Source organism: Paenibacillus sp. FSL R5-0887 (assembly GCF_038002305.1).
In the GTDB taxonomy this organism is placed as follows: Bacteria; Bacillota; Bacilli; order Paenibacillales; family Paenibacillaceae; genus Paenibacillus_AQ; species Paenibacillus_AQ odorifer.
The window spans coordinates 3041133-3061658 of record NZ_JBBOCE010000001.1 but is presented as its reverse complement, the minus strand read 5'-3'; the positions used below and the strand labels follow the sequence as shown (position 1 = coordinate 3061658).

The window sequence follows — 20526 nt, the reverse complement described above, 5'->3', positions numbered from 1 at the left end:
ATGATTTTAAAAAATCCAAACAAAGTGTGAAAAGAATCTTATGTAAAATGAGAAGGACGAAAGTTAAACTAAACACATGACGAATAACCGGTGTTCGTCAACTGAGCGACGAATTTTGAGGGGGTTCAACACCATGTTCAAAAGAAAAAAAAGCTGGGCACTTGTCATGGCTTCGGTCATGTTGGCTGGAGGCGTGTTAAGTGGTTGCGGAAGCAGTAACAATAACAACAACTCGTCGAATGCCAGTCCCCAGCCAAGCAGCTCGACTAGCGACAGTGGTACTGAAACGAAAGATTCCGGCAAGAAGACAACGCTTACGTTCTGGGCTGCGGCTACTACACCGGACCGTGATGTATTCTGGCAAAAAGTTACGAAGGAGTTCATGGCTGAGCATCCGAATATTAAAATCGAATACTTGGGCGTGCCTGGAGATTTGAACGGTTATATACAAAAGCTGAATGTCGCTATTGCTGCTGGACAAGGGCCGGACCTGATCAATAACTTTACGTCCGACTTTATTGCACGCGATGTGCTTGAGCCAATCGATTCTTATTTCGATAGCTGGGAAGGAAAGGACAAGATCACAACGGGTTCGGTTACCTCAATGAGAGCAGCGGATCCGGTTGACAAGAAGTTATATGGATTGCCTTATGGCGTTCTGCCTTGGATGGAATGGATTCGTTCGGATTGGCTGAAGGAATCAAATCTACCGAATCCGGACACATGGGATCAATTCTTTGACAACGCACAGAAGTTGACTGACAAGTCCAAGGATCGTTACGGATACTCTATACGGGGTGGAGCCGGAAGTGCAACCTCGCTGGAATATCTTATGTATTCATACTCGGGAATTACGAACTATTTCACGCCAGAAGGCAAAGCCACGATCAACGATCCACTGAATGTAGAGTTTCTGGAGAAATACTTGAGCGGTTATAATGTCAATACACCTGAAGATGACTTGAACAAAGGTTGGACGGAATTGGCTGCTTCGTTCCAGTCCGGCAAGGTAGGTATGATTTTCCATAACCTTGGTTCCGCAAGCGCTCACAGTAAAGCATTCAATGACGATTTAACCAAGTTTACAGCTGTTCCATTCCCTATGGGTGCCAAAGGCTATCGCGTTCACCCCGGCGTTACACCATCGGTGATGATGATGACAAAGAACTCCGAGAATAAGGAAGCAGCATGGGAATTCATGACGTATTTCGTAACGCACAATGATAGTGAGTACGGAGAGCTCTATGGCGAAATTCCGACTTATCTTGATGCTTTGGATGCTGATTGGATTGTAAACGTGCCTTACGTGAAGACGGGCGCAGACCTGATGAGCTCACCGGACACGAAGTTTACCGATAATCCCGTTTATCTGCCGGGCTATAACAAGGTTCAGACGAATATGGAGCCTATGATCCAGAAGGTAATGGCCAAAAAGATGAGTGCCAAAGAACTATTGGATGAATGGGCAAAGCAGCTTGAAAAAGAAAAAGCAAGTTTTGACTCTTCGAAATAAAACAGTTAATATCCCCGAACAATAAATAATCTCAGCAGGCGGGCTCTTGACGATACTTGGGCCGCCTGTCTTTTGAATGACAACTCCCTAATGATTAATGCCACTAATTGACAGCGTTTTCATCACCTGCAAATGAACAGGAGGTAAGTTATGAAAAGAATTAAGAGTGTCCTTATTGCATTATGCGCTTTATTGCTCATCCCGATCGTACCTGAAATCGCCTTTGCCGGAGAGACCAACACGGCTTATGCCGCTGCGAACATTAATGATTCCTTATCGGCTAATATTTACTCCCCGACGGATTTACGAATGGCACCTGCCTCTAATACGGATACAACCGTAGTGTTAGCATGGGAGAAACCGCTATTTTATTCCAACATTACTAAGTACAATATTTATGACAGTGATGGAACCCGGGTTGGTTCGACGGACAAAACTTACTATAAGTTTTTAGGATTAACTCCAGAGAGGACATATACCTACACGGTACGAGCCCAGGATACATCTGGCAACGAATCTTTAGATAGCAATACGGTCCAAATCACAACTAAAAAGACGGGCATCAGGTTTAATGTTAAGGATTATGGAGCATCCGGAGATGGCAACACATTGGATACCGTGGCAATTCAAACCGCGATTGACGCGGTTACTCCAGGAGACACTTTATACTTTCCACCCGGGAAGTATGTGACTGGCGGATTGTTCCTGCACAGCAATATGACTGTATTTGTAGATGCAGGGGCTCAAGTGATGCCTAGTTCACACAAGGCTGACTTCTTGCCGTTCGTAACGGCCAGACACAGTATTGAGGAACCCGAGGCTTATCAAAGTTTATTTAACGCCGGAGTTATGGATCATGACAAGTACGATGATTATAGTGTAACTGATATTACATTCCTTGGACCCGGAACAATTGGTGACGAGGAGAGCGGCTTGAAGCTGCGTGAGGAATACGATAACGACAAGGTTGAAGTTGGAACAACCTACGGTGGTGGACATCTGCTATCTTTTAATAACGCACACAATGTCTATATCGATGGATTGAAAATCCGCAATGGAATGATGTGGACCGTAGTACCTGTATACAGCAAAGACATCACCGCCTATAACCTCGATATTAACACCACGCAACATAATGGAGACGGCTTTAATCCGAATTCTTCCGAGAGCGTTTACATTTTGAATTCTACCTTTCAAACCGGGGACGACGGCAGTGCAATTAAATCCGGGATCAATCAAGAAGGCCGGGATATCGGCAGACCCTCCAGATTTATTTATTATCGCGGAGATACCTTTAGTGGTGGACACGGCGGGGTCGTTATCGGAAGCGAGATGTCTGGCGGAATAAGCGACATCTACGTGGAAGACTGCAATCTGATTCCCCTCGACGTCAAGTCGAACACTGTGGCACCGGGCTTTAAGATCAAAACAAGCACATCCCGGGGCGGCTACATTCGGAACATTCAAGTGAGGGATTCGCTTATCAACAAGATTGATCTGAATTCCAACTATGACAAGCTTCCTGTTCCTGATATTTACCCACCGGACATGAGTAATTTCCGGTTTACCAACCTGCGGAACAACGATATCTCTGGAACGGATAACATTATTTCGTTGACAGGGGCAGCCTCCACTTCAACAGCTGATAACGCTTTGAAGAATTTGCAGTTCATTAATTGTGCTTTTGCTAAAGCTCAATTAGCCTACACGGAGAATATCTTTTTCACCAATAGCAGCTTGCCCAAAGGAATTAGCGCTACGAACAGTGCGAATATCGTTCAGGATGGTGTGGTTGTAACTGATAAAGCCTTCCCGGTTCACGAGGATTTCACTGAATACAAAGCCGGGGATACGCCGGGCGGATATTGGAGTGCTTCGAGCTATGCCCCGGGTCTGATCACTATTGCGGCGGACGGAGATTTGAATCCGAACAGTATTTTCCTTAATGACCAGGATAGCGGTTATGTAAGTGTATCCCGTGGTTTTGGTTCGCAGACGGGAACCTTATCGGCAGAAGTGCATCTGAAGTTCCCGGCCCCTCCCAACTTAACGAACGGTGTGCCGAACGGTACTTATGCGAACAAACCTACCTCGAATAATCGGGTATTTCAGCTGCTCGGATCGAATGGTAAAGTAGCCGTCTGGTTAAACACTGAGAATTCGGGAGCATTAAGTTATGTCATCAACGGAAAAACATCTCCTATCATCATTCCTGCGATCCCGCTTGATAAGTGGTTTACAGTCAAGACTGTGGTAGATTTTCCAAACAAGCTTGTGGATGTTTATTACAACGGAACGAAGGTGTTAAGCAAACAGCCATTCTATGATTCAACCCTGGCGATGGCGGATATTAGCACCTTCAAATCCATAGGGCCTAATAATAATACGACAGTGGCATCTCAAGTTTACTTGGATAATCTGTACATTAGTGCTTCTGAGGAAGCTACCAGCGGTTATGGAATCCAGCTAACACACTCAGGTTCGACGAATTCAATCTCCGATAAAGGAGGGCGTTTAACCTTTAGTGCCACCAAAACTACGGGAGAAACTTCGCAGGTTACATGGGCTGTCTATAATAGTGATCTGACCCCTACAGATGTGGCTACAATCGACGATAATGGAGTACTGACCGCTAATAGCAATGGTAAAGTCATCGTCGCAGCGACGATGAATGACGGAACAGCGATTATCGGATTGATGCCAATCACCATAACAGGACAAGAAACAGTTGTTGGCTATAAGTCCTTACAGGTAACGACCGCATTAGGCACGAAGCCTAATCTGCCGAATCAGATGCCGATTTTGAGAGAGGATGGAGCGGTAAGTTATGCTCCGGTAATCTGGGATTTAGTTCCGGCGTCTGAATATCAGCAGATAGGAGCATTCACTTTACAGGGTACAGTAACGGGATATTCAGCAAGAGCTGAAATTCAAGTGGAAGTGGTTTCGGCTGGCATGACCGGTTATCGGCCTGTCATCGCGACAACTGCGAAGGGCATCGCACCGAGTTTGCCAGATCACGTAACGGCAATCTTCAATGATCAAATGACCAAATCTCTGCCAGTGTCCTGGGAACCCATCTCTCCAGACTTGTATGCGGATACAAATATTGACGGGTTCAAGGTTATGGGTACGGTACAAGGGTCGGACCTACCGGTTACTGCTCATGTATATGTTCTGTCTGATATCGCTCCAGACGCGAAGGTTATCGTCGTTGCCGCAGATGGAAGCGGAGATTATAAAAGTATCCAAGCTGCTGTCGATGCAGTCCCGGACCAGAACCGCAATCGCATCATTATTTTTGTGAAAAACGGCTTGTATTATGAGAAAGTTCTTATTCCAGATACCAAGCCTTACATCTCTTTAATGGGTGAGAGCAAGGATGGAACGATTCTCACCTACGATGATAATCCGAAAAAAACGGCCCCGGATGATACCTCGTTAGGTTTGGGCACTTATACGGATTATACGCTCATGATTAAAGGCCATGATTTCTATGCCAAGGATCTAACGGTCATTAATTCCTCGGGCTCCGGAGCAGGTCAATCCGTTGCCGTCGACGTATATGCGGATAAAGCTTTTTTCGAAAATTGCAACATCATCGGTTATCAGGATACACTGTTAACCCGCAATCTGACCGATAACGCGGATCCTAACAACTATGCCAATAATGCAACCATTCAATCCTATCGTTCCTACTTCAAGGATTGTTTCATCTCGGGTTCGGTAGACTTTATCTTTGGTCCGGGTATTGCTGTTTTTGATAACAGCGAGATTCATTCCAGATTGGCTGGGCATGTGACGGCAGCTTCCACTCCTGAGGGACAGGAGTATGGCTATGTATTCCTGAACAGCAAAGTGACCGGCGAAGCGTTGCTTTCGTCTATATCCGCTGTTGATTTGGGAAGACCATGGCGTTCATATGCGAAGACTGTATATCTGAACAGCTATATGGGAGATCACATTGCTCCAAGTGGCTGGAACAACTTCGGCAATTCAAAAAACGAAGCAACCGCATATTACGGTGAATATCAAAGCTTTGGTCCGGGAGCAAATCCGCAGGCTAGAATGAACTGGACCCATCAATTAACGGACATGGAAGCCGAAGCGTATACATTGCACAGTATTTTCAGCGCAACGAGTGCGATCAACGGGAAAGAGGATTGGGATCCTACCCAGCTCGCTTCCGACAATCCAATCGAATCGCTTCTGCCAGTTCATGTTGAGACACCAGTAGGTGTGGCTCCTATTTTGCCAACAGTTGTAGGCGCTGTTTATGCAGATGAAACAGTGAAGCAAGTGCCTGTCGTTTGGGAAGCTATCAACCCTGAGTTATATGCGGTAGAAGGGCGATTTACAGTTACGGGCGCTGTCTATGGCACGGAGTTAAAGGCCGAAGCCAAAGTTACTGTTCGATCGGGAAGTTTTTTAATCGGACCGGGCTCTGTGGAGAAGGGGCAGTCCTTTGAAGTCGTATATGGCATGTCTCGTGTTACAAGTGATGTATATGGCTTGGATTTGACGCTGAACTACGATCCTGAGCAAATTCAGTTCTTGGCAGCGGAATCCTTGCTGGATGGAATTCGTGTCATCGATTCCTTTGATAATGAGGGACAAACAAGGATTCTCATGGCAAGCACAACCCCAGGGGTTGGCATGAGCGGCGATTTGCCGAGAATTCTTCAACTTCACTTCACTGCAAAAGATGTAACGGAAGCGACGTTTGCTTCATTAGAAGCGACCCGCATTATTATGAGCGATGGCGAAGGTAATGAATCTTTTGTGGAAGGCACTGCTTATCAGGTTAACATTACTGTGACTGATACAGGTTCGGGAGATGTCATTAGAACAGCACTCCAGTCTATCCTTCACGAAGCCGCCAGCACTTTGGCGTCGGCATCGATGGGTACACTTTGGGGGCAATATTCGCAGTCAGCTATTGCTATCTTTAAGGATGCCATTGCGAACGCAACCGTTGTCTTAAACGACAGCGATGCTACACAAGAGGAAGTGAATCTAGCGGCTCAAGATTTGTCTACTGCACTTCAAAAGCTCGCTACAGCGATGAATCTCGAGGCCGGCATGGATGATCTTCTTCTTCTGAGCTCCAAATATGGCATCACTTCAAGTGATAACGGTTGGAGTGAGGTAAGTAGGTATGATCTGAATAAAGACCAGCAGATCGACATCGTCGATCTGGCTGGAATGGCCCGTAAAATCACTTCAAATTAAGTTTGCTAAATCTGGAGGGCGCTGACTCAACGGCAGCGGCGCTCTCTCCTATCTTGCTATTGAAAGGGTGGATGAATCGAAATGGCTAAACTCAGAATCGCGATGCTTATGCTCCTTGTCTTTTTTCTAGCGAGACCTGTGGTAACGCAGGCTAGTAGTGAACCCAACTTCCAAACTGTGTTATCAAAAGAAAGTCCTACCCTCAACAGTACCTTTACTGTTGAGATTGCAGCGAACCTAATGACGGATTTGTACGCGTACGAGTTGAATCTGACCTATGATCGCTCAAAGCTGGAGTTCGTGAGTTACACAGCAGGCGAGGGCGGCTTCAACATTGACGCCCTATTGACGAATAACGGCGTGCGGCTAGCGCATACAGAGCTTGAGAAGAAATCTGGCAAGAACGGAGATCTGAAACTGGCCACAGTTACTTTCAAAGCGCTTGAGAGTGGCGATGTCAAAATCGTTCTATCCCGTGTGAAGTTAGTAGATTCGCAGCTGGCTGCGGTTAACTATACCCCTGATGCATCGGCGATCGCGCATATTGTTAGTATCGATGACAACAACGGAAACAACGGCAATAACGGTAACAATGGAAACAACAGCAACAATAGTAATAACGGAGCGGAAGGAAACGGCAGTTCGATCCAGCCTACAACTCCGAGTAATGTCAACGGTTCTACGATCAAACCGGTGATTCGTTATGACGCAGCTGCACAATCGGTACAATCAACCGTGGATCTAGAATCACTGCAGAAAGCTCTTAACCAAACTACCGCCAACGACAAAGGAGTAAAAAAAGTAATCATTGAAGTCGAGTCGAAGCCCGGGGCAAAAGAGTACGTTCAGACGATTCCAACTTCGGCTATATCCAATGATGTCAAAAAGGCGGGAATTGAAATTGTAACACCACTGGCTAACCTCACTCTCCCTGATAATATGCTGCAAGCTGGGGTTACCTCCAATGAACAAATAAGTCTTCATATCACAAGTGTTGATCCTAAATCCTTGCAGCCGTCCGTGCAAAACCAAATCGGCAACCATCCCGTCATTCAATTAACTTTAACGTCGGGTGGCAAGATCATAACCTGGGATAATCGCCAAGCTCCGGTCACAGTCAGCATCCCCTACGTTCCTACTGCACAAGAGCTGCTTAATCCAGAGCATATCGTTGTGTGGTATGTAGACAGTCAAGGGAAACTTACTTCGGTTCCTAGTGGTAGATATGATGCGAAGTCCGGTCGCGTCAGCTTTAAGACTACACATTTCAGCATGTATGCAATTGGTTATACGAATAAATCCTTTAAGGATCTTGAGTCTGTGGCTTGGGCTAAAAATCCGATCGAGGTTATGGCTTCCAAGGGAATTATTAGTGGTGTGTCCGATACAGAATTCCGCCCATCTCAAGCTGTTACTAGAGCCGACTTTTTGGTATTGCTCGTTAGGACGCTAGAACTGAGCGGAAAAGCTGGAGATACCTTCGCGGACGTCCCATCCCAAGCTTATTATTACGAGGCCGTTGGCATTGCTCGGGCACTTGGCATTGCGGAAGGCTCAGGAGACAACTTGTTCAAACCGCTTGAGCCAATCACCCGTGAGGACATGATGGTCCTAACCGCCAGAGCCTTGAAGGCGTCAGGTCAACAGGTTACAGGTGGAGATACATCCGTGCTTCAACCGTTCAGCGATGTTGCGAAGATTTCTGCCTATGCGTCTGAATCTGTCGCAAGTCTAGTGAAAGCGGGTTTGATTCACGGGAATGGCCGCCAAATCGAGCCTAAGTCTACGACGACACGAGCGGAAGCAGCTGTGTTAATGTACAACATATATAACCTCTGATAGTATTCGTGCACTTCTATTCTAAGGAGGAAGAAGATATGAACAGGACCGCACCCTGGGGGCAAGAAGACACCATAAGCCGAAAAGTAACGGCTATAGCCATAATCGTGGCGATGATAATGAGTCTTTTATATGGTTATTCTCCGCGAACCGCTGCGGCCGCTGCTGCCAGCTGGCAGGCGAATACCACTTATACGATCAACGATTGGGTCATCTATAATGATCTGGAATATCAGTGTATACAAGCACACACCTCGGAGGAAGGGCTGAAACCTTCAATTGCGGTGGCGTATTGGGCGAAGAATGGCAAGCCGATTCCGGGCAAGCTTGAAGCCGAGAACTGGGACAGCATGCAAGGGGTTCAGAACGAGGCAACCACGGATACTGGAGCCGGTTTAGATGTGGGCAATATTGAAGCCGGAGATTGGCTGGAATACAAGGTAAATGTGGCTTCCGCAGGAATCTACACCGTAGATTTTCGTCTTGCTACGAAGTATTCAGATAAGGAGCTTCAATTGCAAGATAGCAGAGGAACTGTTCTGGCAGCGGTTTATGTGCCAAATACGACCGGTTGGCAAAAATGGACGACCGTAAGTGTGTCGGCAAATCTGAGTGCGGGTCCGCAAACCCTGCGCATCACGACGAATACCGGCAACTTCAATATTAACTGGATGATGTTCACTGATGTATTATCAGCCTCGACCCCGACAGGAGTAACCGGCAAGGCTGGTGATACACAAGCGATGCTTAATTGGCCGGCGGTTACCGGAGCGATTTCGTATAATGTGAAGCGTAGTGAAACAACTGGCGGGCCCTACGAGCTGATTAAGAACATGGATTCCAACCGGTATGTAGATAGCAAATTGATGAACGATAAAACCTATTATTATGTCGTCAGTGCAGTAACCGATTCCGGCGAAAGCCCAAATTCCATGGAAGTAGGCATCACGCCAATTCTGCTACCCGACATACCAGCTGCTCCGACAGGGTTGACGGGAATAGCAAGGGACAGCCAAGTGACCCTGAAATGGGAGTCTGTCGAAGGTGCGGAGCAATACCATTTGCTCAGAAGGGATGACGGAGGGGCTAAGTATTCGGTCATCGCGTCGGATTTGACGGCAACCCAATATAACGACGCCGGATTGACTGACGGAATGGTATATGAATACACCGTTCAAGCTCAAAATGCGGGTGGCTTAAGCGAAAATTCGGTCTCCGCTAAGATTTCTCCAGTTACCCCTTTAGCGAAACCAGCTGGATTGATTGCTGTTCCTGGTGATGCCCGCGTGGATATAACATGGAACCCTGTGCCGGGAGCCTCCTCGTACTCAGTGAAGCGAAGTGTAATATCGGGGAGAACGTATTCGGTCGTGGCTAGCAACCTGACCGCTCCGGAATTTACTGATAGCACCGTACACAACGGAACGAATTATTATTATGTTGTATCTGCCTTAAGTGCTCAGACGGAAAGTATGAATTCCGATCAAGCACGCGTATCTCCGGTTCATTTCCAGCAGGGGGTACCTTCTTCGCCGAATGAAGTAACAGCACAAGCGGGAGTTAGCAAGGTTAACTTGCAGTGGACCGAGGTTGCTGAGGCTGATTCATACCTCGTTAAACGGGCGGCTTCGTTGGCGGGACCCTTTACAACGATCGCTAGCGTAACCCAAACAAACTATCTGGACAACAGCATAACAAACGGTCTGACCTATTATTATGTTGTATCTGCTGTTAATGCGAGGGGCTCGGGAGCAGATAGCCTGATCCAAATCGCCACTCCAGCTAAAGTAATTGTAGTTGCGAAGGATGGAACGGGAGATTATACGACCGTTACGGATGCTCTGAATTCGATTCCAACTGGGAATTCGACCCGGCGGGTGATCTATATCCAAGACGGTATCTATCATGAAAAGGTAGCCGTGCCGAATTCTAAGCCATTAGTTAGTTTAGTTGGTGAAAGCAGAGACGGAACGATTTTGACCTATGACGATTATGCTAATTCCGGAATAGGTACTGGAAACAGCCACACGTTGTTAGTTTCTGCCAGCGACTTTACGGCAGAAAATATGACGATTCGCAATACTTCGTTTGAGAGAGGAAATGTAGGTCCCGCAGTCGCACTTAACGTAACGGGCGACAGAGCAATTTTTACGAACGTTTATCTGGCAGGGTTCCAAGATACCTTGTACGCAAACGGCGGGCGACAGTACTTTAACCGATGCATAATTGAAGGGGACGTCGACTGGATCTTTGGGAATGCTGCGGCTTATTTCTACGATTCGGAGATTAAGTTCGTTGGTGGCTTTGGCGGTCATATGACGGCAGCCTCTACGGATGAGAAAGCTGAGTTTGGCTATGTTTTCATGAACTCGCGATTGACCCGCGGTACTTCTTCTTTGAAGGAATCGGTGACTCATGATCCTTGGAGACCGGAATGGGATATCGACACTAAGCTGGCTGCTACTAACGGTTTGCTAGATCTGGGTAGACCTTGGAGAGCTAACGCCAACGTGAAGTACATTAATACCTGGATGGATGCGCATATCAAAGCAGTAGGTTGGGATAATTGGGGAAATCCTTCTAACGAATCGACGGCGCGGTATGGTGAATACAACTCTTCGGGACCAGGTGCCAATGCGAAGGGCCGCTATCGCTGGTCGAGCCAATTGACATCTGACGAAGCCAATCAATACACCGTTCAGAATGTGCTGAAAGGAGCGGATGGGTGGGATCCTACGCTGTTCGGCACGCTTCCTGGGCATGAACAGAATGAACAGCAACCTGCTTCTCCAACCGGACTGAGTGTGACTTTCCCGAGCGGTGTTGATGCGACATTAGGCGATTCTCCCGTAGCTCTGTCGTGGAACACGGTTGAAGGAGCAAGTTCTTATCGTGTCTATCGCGGAAGCGAAGCGGGTGGTCCTTACTTGCCGATTGTATCCGATCTGATTCCGTCATCCACTTCCCCGCTGGCAACGATCCAAGGTGAGGATTGGACAGCGATGTACGGTGTCAAAACTCAGAATACGAGTGATGAAGGCGGAGGTCTAAATGTCAGTTATATCGATCCGGGAGATTGGATGGATTACGCGATACAGGTTCCTGCGGGTGGATTCTACACCTTGGATCTGCGCGTCTCTGCTCCGGACAGCGGTAAACAGCTTCAATTAAAGAGTGGGAATGGCAGCGTGCTGAGCACCGTAGATATTCCGCAAACCGGTGATTGGCAGAGCTGGACAACGGTCAGTGTGAATGTCAATCTTCCCGCTGGGAATCAAACTTTACGCCTTTATTCCGTAACGGGGAGCTACAACTTGAACTGGCTCCGCTTGACGGAGGGAGTGAAAGATAAGGTTCAATATTCGGATATGGTTGTGAACACAGGAGCTCCTTTTTATTATGTAGTAACTGCTGTGAATGCCAATGGAGAGAGCGTCTATTCAACTGAAGTATCTTTGTCTTCAGCTCCGGTGAAATTTGATCGTAATCATGAGAATCAAGCGGATCTGACTGTATCTGTTAAACGCTCGGGAGACACAATGACGGGAATTATGCTCGGAACCCATGCACTGAATAAGGGGACCGATTACACTGCCAATGGAAGTATTTATACTCTTCGTGATGTCTTCTTGTCTCAGTTGCCGATTGGAAAAAATACACTAACTTTCACTTTCGCTTCCGGTACTAAAATTCTGTTAGCCATAGAAGTTGTGAATTCCACCATGCTGCCGGGACAGACCCTATCGAACATACCGACACTGGAGCTTTATAGCCTTGAGGGGGTAGCTCCATTTTTGCCAAGCATCGTTCCCGTTCAATTTACGGATGGATCGGAGAAAGCATTGGCTGTCGTGTGGAGTTCAATCGATCCAGCTAAGTATGCATCTGTGGGGAACTTTACTGTGCAGGGAACTGTAACGGGCACCGATGTAAAGGCGACTGCGAAGGTTAGCGTCAAATCCGCGGATTCCGTGGGGGTTGTAACGGGCGGGGATGACTTGCAAACGTATCAAAAAGATCTGCCATTCGATATGCCAGCGATTACGCTTCCAACATTTCCAAACGTAGATTTTAATATTGAAGATTATGGCGCTGTTGGAGATGGTATAACCAAAAATACGGCGGCATTCGCAAAGGCAATTGAGGCGGCTACACTGGCAGGTGGAGGGCGTGTCGTCGTACCTGCTGGTGTATGGCTGACAGGAAGTATCCAAATGGCAAGTAATATTGATCTGCATGTAGAGGCTGGTGCACTCATTCAATTTAGTCCCGACTATGATGACTACAATTTGGTGAATGCAAAATATCAACCGATGCTGGCGGCATCGGGGCTCAGCAACATCGCGATCACAGGAAAAGGTGTTATCGATGGCAATGGGCAATATTGGCGTTATGTGAAGAAGGGCAAGGTCACAACCACGCAGTGGAATTATCTGTTGTCCTTGGGCGGAGTGTTGACCGATAACGGCAGTGTTTGGTATCCGTCTCAACAAGCTGTTGGGGTATATCGTCCTATCATGGTCGACATCTATAATAGCAGCAATGTGTTAGTTGATGGACCTACCTTTATGAATTCACCACAATTTGCGACTAGCTTTACGAAGATTCGGAATCTGGTGATCCGTAATTCAACGGTCAATAACGACGCTTGGTACCAGAACGGAGACGGTCTTGATGTCACTTCTTCGCAGAATGTTGTTTTATATCACAACACGGTGAATGCCGGAGATGATGGAATCGGGATGAAGGCCAGCTATGACCCGAGTCCGACAAACGCTTTGTCCGAAGTCGTAATTGCCGACAACATTGTTTTTCGTGGCCATGGCGGATTGTCTATCGGAAGTAACACATCCGGAGGCATTCATAACCTTGCGGTTCGCAACAATCAATATATCGGAACGGATAATGGGATCAATATTAAAAGTTTTGTTGGTGGTGGTGGTCCTATCGAGAATATCTATATCGATGGTCTCCATATGCAGAATATTGGTTATACGGCATTATCCATTAATGATTTCTATACGGGGCACAGCGAAGCAGTGGATAATGCGCAGCTGGGAGTCGATAACCGGGTTCCAGAGGTTAAAAATATCCACATTCGTAACGTTACGGTGGACGGAGCTTCGGAAGCAGTGTCCATCGATGCACTGGCCAATGTGCCTTTGCGTAATGTGGAGTTGACCAATGTAAAAATGTCGACTCAAACTGGATTCGTGTCCAGTAATACGACTGATATTCATTTCAATCATGTTCAGATCGTTCCGGCGAACGGAACCCTCTATACCATGAACAATGCAGCCGATATTTTATTGAATGACGTTCTTTGTCCGCCTGGCACAAGCACCTTTATCCATTTGAAGGGATTCGCGAGTAATATCCTATTGCAGGATACGGATTTTTCGCAGGCGGGGATACCGTTTCACTTGGATTCAGGCATAAGTCCTTCAGTTATTACGGTCTCTAATCCGGGTTCCATTCAGATTCCTAAAGCACCCGCAAACGTAAGTGCAACTACGGGCAGGGCCGAAATCTTGCTACGCTGGGATGAGGTTGCCGGAGCTGATTATTATGCAGTGAAGCGAAGCGTAAATAGCTCAGAGGGGTATGTAACCATTGCCTCCAATGTCACGGACAGCACTTATTTGGACAATGCCGATCTTACTGCTGGTAATTATTATTATGTGATTACGGCAGTTAATGTTGGAGGTGAGAGCGATAACTCTAACGAGGTCAGCGCGATTGTAAATGCTCCGTCCTTGAGTCTTCCCTATGCTACGGTTATGGGAGAAGGAACAACGTTTGCCGGCCAACAATTTGGTTTGGTTTATGGCTTAAATAATGATTACGTTACAGAAAGTGTCAGCACTGTTGTTTATGGTCAAGAGTTGACGTTTGAATATGACCCGGACCTAATTCTTTACGATTCGGTAGAATGCTTAGCGGATGAATGGGGAGTGGAATCCGTCGATAAGGATGAGGTGAATGGAAAAATCACAATCAAGCTCGCAAGCACTGGAGCGGGTATCCTTCCAAGCGGAGACATGCTCAAAATGCTCTGGCATTCATCAAACCTGAACTATGCCGGCGATAAGACGGCCTATCTTCATTTGCACCCCGTTTTGATTGCCGATGGTAGCCAAACGGTATCAAAGCTATCTAATACGATCTATGGCATGAAGATCATGATAGACAAAACGGTCCTGGCCAGCAGGGTTGATGTAGCGAAGAGCCTTACGGCAGATCAATACAATCCATCCACTTGGTTAATCTTGCAAACCTATCTAACCTCTGCGAAAGTGATTCTTGCTGGATCGCAAGCTACACAGAATCAGGTGAATGCAGCTGCCTCGAACTTGCAGTTGGCTATGGATGGGTTAGACGGCGCCTCGGACAAATCGGCTCTGGCATTAAAGATTGCTATAGCACAAGCAACATCCGATTACGCCACTATTGGCAGTAAATGGGGGCAATATACGAAGACGGTAGTGAATGAGCTTAATAATGCAATCGGTAAAGCTATGCAGGTCGTGAATAATCCGAACGCAACTAAGGTTTCTGTGGAGCAGGCAATCATTGATCTGGATGCGGCGCTGGCAACTTTCTTGAGCTCGGCCAATCCAGCAAGTATCGGTGATTTGGCTATTCTGTCCGCTCATTACGGTATAAGCTCCGCACATACGGATTGGATCCGATATCAGATTTATGATCTGAATAAAGATGGTCTTTTGGATATTGTGGATCTTGCGGCGTTAGCCCAGCTTATTCTACATCCATAAAGTAGCCAAAGACGAGTCCCAATCAGGGGCTCGTCTTTTTTTTGAGAAATTGAATAAAAACAAACAAGGTTTGATAAAAAACAAACCCATCTCTTCGAGCTAGGAGTTATTATAAGAGGAGAATCCGAAACGACTTCATTTGGGGGAAATACATGTTCTCGTATCTTTCTAGAAGCCCAATCAAAATTAAGCTGCTTATCTATTTTTTGCCTATTCTTGTGTCATCCGTTGCGCTTACCGGTTTTTTTTCCTATTTCACTGCCGTTAAGCAGCTCGAACAAAACGCTTATTATTTGCTAAGCGATACGACCGAGCAAACGGGCTTTTTTCTTAACGACAAGCTTTATACGATCTTCGAACAGCTGGTGTCAATCGAGAACAATTCGGCTTTTCAATATATTTTATTAGATAATGGACAAGACGAAGGAGAACATCGCTACGATGATATCATCGATCTTCATAAACAGTTCGAGGAAGCCTACCGGAATCATTTGCAAGTCATCGACTCAATTTTTGTCACGTTTAATAATGGCCGGACCTTCAACATACAGAAGGACTTTATTCCCCGGCATGTCGGTGTGAATCTTAATGAATGGCTGGCCCGATACAACCAAAAGGATGCAGAAAGCAGTTATTACTGGTTGAATACGCATGAGGATCAAGTGTTTACTACTGTCACGAAACGTAATGTTGTAAGCGTATTTAAAATTATCGGAAATCTTGATTCCGAGGTCAGTGGCATGGCTCTCATTAATATGAAGGAATCCTATCTGCTCGACATTTTACAGAATGTCAATATTAGTCCCAATGGCTCGCTGGCTCTGATCAGTCCAGATGGGGTGATGTATTCCAAGCCGTTATCCAAAGAGTACGCTATCGGCGATGAGATCGTGAACGATATCCGTAATAACGCTAATCACCAGGGAGATTTAAGGGCGGCCAGCAAGTCGAACCAACGTATGATGATTCACTTTACAACGTTATCGCTGAACGGGTGGAAGCTCGCCGCCATCGTTCCTGAAAGCGATATCTTAGCCAAGGCAAGCCAGATTAAATCGATAACGCTTACAATCGTAGCTGTTATTCTCGTAGTTTTTATTATCATGGCAACCTATTTTGCCAGCAGCCTGACGAATCCCATCCGTTATTTGTCCAAACAAGTGAAGAGTTTTAGACAAGGGAACCTAAATGTTAACTTTCAGCTGAAAGAGCAAAATGAAATTGGTGTATTAGCCAGTGGGTTGGAGAATTTGGTCGATTCGGTTCGCCAATTGCTGGAGCAAGTTAAGGATGAACAGGAACAGAAGCGGCAAATGGAGTTATTAGCATTGCAGTCGCAAATTCAACCACATTTTCTATACAACACTCTCGGATCTATCAAACATATGATTGATTTGGGTGAGAAGGAAAAGGCATCGACTATGGTTAGTGCGCTGGCCCACTTTTTTCGGATCGGCATTAGCAGAGGGCGGGAGGTCATAACGCTTAGAGAAGAGATCGAGCATGTTCAAAGCTACTTGCAAATTCAAAATATCCGTTACCAGAAAGATTTTGAATTTGAGATTCAAGTTGAAGAGAGCATTATGCATCTTCCTATCATGAAACTGACCTTGCAGCCAATTGTCGAGAACGCCATCTATCATGGCATCAAAAACAAGAAGGGAAAAGGGATCATCAGAATAACAGGAAGGCCAAGCGGGGATGCAGCGATAATTGAAGTCTTCGACGATGGTGCAGGGATGGATGTAGAGAAGGTACAGGAGATGAATACTTCTATTCAAGCGCAGAATGTTCAAGAGGCTCCAGTGACATTCGGGCTGCGTAATGTTCACCGACGGCTGGCGCTGCAATTCGGCTACGGGTTCGGGATTCGGCTGGATAGTGAAGAAGGGGTTTATACCATAGTGACTGTAAGGATTCCATATACGAAAAATGAGGTGACGAATCGTGCATAAGCTGGTCATTGCAGACGATGATGAATGGATTAGGGAAGGGCTTCGCAGGAATATTCATTGGGATCAGGGAAACATTCAGGTGGCAGGAGTTGCAGTGGACGGGAAGGAAGCTTGGGAACTTATCCAAAGGGAGAAGCCGGATCTACTGCTCTCGGATATTCGCATGCCTTTTATGGATGGACTGAAGCTTGCCGCCCAAGTGAAGGAGAATGGCTTAGATTTGAAGATTGTCTTCTTAACGGGGTATGATGATTTTTCTTATGCTAAGGAGGCGCTACAGCTTCAAGCGTTTGATTACATATTAAAGTATGAAGATAACGATAAAATCCTGCGGACAATCATGAATGCGTCTGAGGCACTGGAGGAAGAGCGGAGAAAACGTGAGAAGGATATAAAAAGCCATGGTCTTATCGTGAACCAATTTTTTAGCGAGTTGATCTCTGGGTCGGGGAATGAGGAAGCGATTGATAGGGAGGCGAAGCTGCTCGATTTAACGTTTTGCGGCTCGGTGTTCGTGATGGCTGTTCTGAGCTTGGATGGTGTCGGAAGGTTTCTTAAACCCAATAAACCCGTCGATCTGGAGCTATTATTGTTCACTCTCAAAAACCTCTGCAATGAGGTGCTAGAATCTGCAAATTGCGACGGGGTTCAGGTGTATGCGATTCAATATAACCACCGGATCAATCTGTTGTTCAACTACCGAAACGAGGATGCGGAGAAGCTGAAGCAGGATACCGAGCTTATTGCCCGCCGCTTAACAGTGATGATTGAGCAATATCTCAAAATTCACGCCAAGATCGGTATAGGCAGCATTGGTGAAGGGTTTAAACATATTGGCGTCTCCTATGAGGAAGCATTGATTGCGACACAGATGAAGGATGTCCGGATGGATCAATCGATTATTTTCTATGATCAGGTCAAATATTCAAGCAATTCGCATCAAGCTATTCTTCGCACAATTATGGATTATATCGCAAATCATTATCAGAATGAGAATCTGGACTTAAAAGAAGTAGCGGAGACGGTCCACATTACACCATCGTACGTCAGTACTTTGTTTAAAAAGTATACGGATGTTAATTTTTGTGAGTATATTGTCCAAGTGCGAATAGATAAAGCTACTGAACTGCTTGTGCATACCGATTTAAAGGTATATGAGGTTGCTGAGAAAATTGGGTATGTGAATACCCAGTATTTTAGTGTTTTGTTCAAGCGGCATACAGGGTTTACCCCGATGGAGTATAGACAGCAGCATAGCTCGTAATAGTTGGAAAGCGTTCACAAACAACCTTATTCCAGTCAGTGATTGGAATAAGGTTGTTTTTTTGCTGCTATTTTTTATTTTCAAAAAAACAAACAAACTTTGCAAGATATATTATTTAGCTAGCTTCATGCATAGCCTATTATTCTTATTGAGGTGATTATTTCATGAAGGTGAAACAACAATTAGCAACAGGACAAGTGACGGGAACGTCCAAGAGAAAAAACAAGATGATCGGCAGCGACAGGATATTTCCTTACGTTCTGATTATCCCGACTGTCGTTCTCATGGCGGTCATTATGTTCTACCCTATTTTACAAGTCTTCCAACTAAGCTTTCAGAACTATGACTTGACTCGGCCGATGGATGACGGTTTTGCCGGGTGGAGTAACTTTAAGCAGATTTTATTCCATGACGATCTGTTCCCAAGCTCGCTATGGATAACCATCAAGTGGGTGGTTATTGAAGTCGTTCTTCAGCTCGTGTTCGGCTTAGGTGTGGCCCTGCTGCTTAATCAGGCCTTCCGGTTTAGAGGCGTTATACGTTCGCTCGTGCTGATTCCTTGGGCGGTATCAGGCGTTCTTACGACAATGCTGTGGTCGCTCATGTACAACCAGCATATCGGAGTCATTAACGATCTTTTGAAGAGGTTAGGGATTATTCACGAGAATATCGCTTGGCTGTCGAACACCCATACCGTATTCGGTTCGGTTGTACTGGCCGAGTTGTGGAGAGGGATCCCGTTCTTTGCAGTCGCACTGCTTGCTTCCTTGCAGTCTATTCCGAAAGAAGTCTACGAGTCCTGCGAAGTCGACGGTTGCGGAAAGGCAAGAAAGTTATTTTCCATTACCCTGCCTTATCTTAAGGAAAGTATTATTTTCACTACGATGCTAAGAGCCATCTGGGAGTTCAATTCTATCGATATGATCTTCACGATGACAAACGGCGGTCCAATGAATATGACAACCACTCTCCCGATTTATATGTTCCAGACGGCAATTTTGAACGGGAATTATGGCTATAGTTCGGCTATGGGGGTCCTTTCCTTCGCTGTTCTAATGATTTTCGTGGTCGTCTATATGAAATTAAGCAGAGGTGGCCAAAATGAGTAAGCTTAAACGTTTTTTAACCACTTTGTGTTTGTTCTATATTCCTATGACTGTTACGTTGTTGTTTGTCCTGCTGCCTTTTCTTTGGGACATCTCAACTTCCCTTAAACATGAGAATGATATTATCAGCTCCACGATTCGTTACCTTCCGCATCCAATTACGTTTGATAATTTCATAAAGGTGTGGAGTGTCAACAATTTTTCGAGATTTTTTGTAAACAGTCTTTTCATCTGTACGGTGTCGGTGATTTTTATTACATTGCTGTCGATTTTCAACGGCTATGCTTTGAGCAGATTTAAATTTGTTGGAAAAAATGCTTTTATGCTTATGATGCTGGGCACTCAGATGCTTCCGGTTATCTTATTCGTCATCCCGTTGTTCCTGATTTTTAAGAGCATGGGGATTATGAATACGCCTTTTGCGATCATATTGTTCTATATCGTTTCACAGGTTGCGTTCAACTCGCTGTTGATGCAAGGATTTGTATCTGGTATTCCGAAGGAAATTGACGAAGCGGCTATGGTCGACGGAGCAGGAAGATTCCGGGTCTTGTTCACGATCATTACGCCAGTGATTCTACCGGGGATCGTAGCGACTGCTCTGTTCGCCTTTATCGGCTGCTGGAATGAGTTCTTGGTTGCTTTCTCATTCCTGACAGATGCGTCCAAATTTACGATCCCAATCGGACTGAAGTATTTAATCGGCCAGTACAGTGTAGAGTATGGATCGCTCGCAGCAGGCAGCATTATTGGATTGATACCGCCTATTGTGCTCTTTATGTTTATTCAGCGTTATCTGATTCAAGGTCTGACAGGCGGTTCGGTCAAAGGATAAAAAGGA

At 45.9% G+C, this 20526-nt stretch carries 8 protein-coding genes; all 8 read left to right on the top strand.

Annotated elements, in window-relative coordinates; all coding sequences use genetic code 11:
* Positions 1-133: 133 nt before the first annotated feature.
* Complete coding sequence (locus MKY14_RS13660; RefSeq protein WP_076128897.1) at positions 134-1513, top strand: ABC transporter substrate-binding protein; 1380 nt, start codon at positions 134-136, stop codon at positions 1511-1513.
* A gap of 150 nt (positions 1514-1663) precedes the next feature.
* The gene (locus MKY14_RS13655) at positions 1664-6745 is read left to right on the top strand and encodes a pectinesterase family protein (protein WP_340976644.1); all 5082 of its coding nucleotides are present in this window, start codon (positions 1664-1666) and stop codon (positions 6743-6745) included.
* Positions 6746-6826: 81 nt separating this feature from the next.
* Complete coding sequence (locus MKY14_RS13650; protein WP_340976642.1) at positions 6827-8584, top strand: S-layer homology domain-containing protein; 1758 nt, start codon at positions 6827-6829, stop codon at positions 8582-8584.
* Between the two features lie 38 nt (positions 8585-8622).
* Entirely contained in the window at positions 8623-15360 is a 6738-nt protein-coding gene (locus MKY14_RS13645; protein WP_340392562.1) for a pectinesterase family protein, read from the top strand.
* A gap of 152 nt (positions 15361-15512) precedes the next feature.
* Positions 15513-17315: a cache domain-containing sensor histidine kinase gene (locus tag MKY14_RS13640; RefSeq protein WP_340392561.1), complete on the top strand. Its 1803-nt coding sequence runs from the start codon at positions 15513-15515 to the stop codon at positions 17313-17315.
* Complete coding sequence (locus MKY14_RS13635) at positions 17308-18579, top strand: response regulator (protein ID WP_340392559.1); 1272 nt, start codon at positions 17308-17310, stop codon at positions 18577-18579. Before MKY14_RS13640 ends, MKY14_RS13635 begins: the two co-directional genes overlap by 8 nt.
* 164 nt (positions 18580-18743) lie before the next feature.
* Complete coding sequence (locus MKY14_RS13630) at positions 18744-19688, top strand: carbohydrate ABC transporter permease (protein WP_076128908.1); 945 nt, start codon at positions 18744-18746, stop codon at positions 19686-19688.
* On the top strand, positions 19681-20520 hold the full coding sequence (locus tag MKY14_RS13625) for a carbohydrate ABC transporter permease (protein ID WP_076128910.1): 840 nt from the start codon (positions 19681-19683) through the stop codon (positions 20518-20520). The genes MKY14_RS13630 and MKY14_RS13625 overlap by 8 nt, the downstream gene beginning before the upstream one ends.
* The last annotated feature ends 6 nt before the right edge of the window (positions 20521-20526 follow it).

Coding starts and splice junctions, on each gene's coding strand:
- MKY14_RS13630 (WP_076128908.1), top strand. CDS start 18,744: ATGAAGGTGAAACAACAATTAGCAACAGGACAAGTGACGGGAACGTCC.
- MKY14_RS13660 (WP_076128897.1), top strand. CDS start 134: ATGTTCAAAAGAAAAAAAAGCTGGGCACTTGTCATGGCTTCGGTCATG.
- MKY14_RS13655 (WP_340976644.1), top strand. CDS start 1,664: ATGAAAAGAATTAAGAGTGTCCTTATTGCATTATGCGCTTTATTGCTC.
- MKY14_RS13625 (WP_076128910.1), top strand. CDS start 19,681: ATGAGTAAGCTTAAACGTTTTTTAACCACTTTGTGTTTGTTCTATATT.
- MKY14_RS13640 (WP_340392561.1), top strand. CDS start 15,513: ATGTTCTCGTATCTTTCTAGAAGCCCAATCAAAATTAAGCTGCTTATC.
- MKY14_RS13645 (WP_340392562.1), top strand. CDS start 8,623: ATGAACAGGACCGCACCCTGGGGGCAAGAAGACACCATAAGCCGAAAA.
- MKY14_RS13650 (WP_340976642.1), top strand. CDS start 6,827: ATGGCTAAACTCAGAATCGCGATGCTTATGCTCCTTGTCTTTTTTCTA.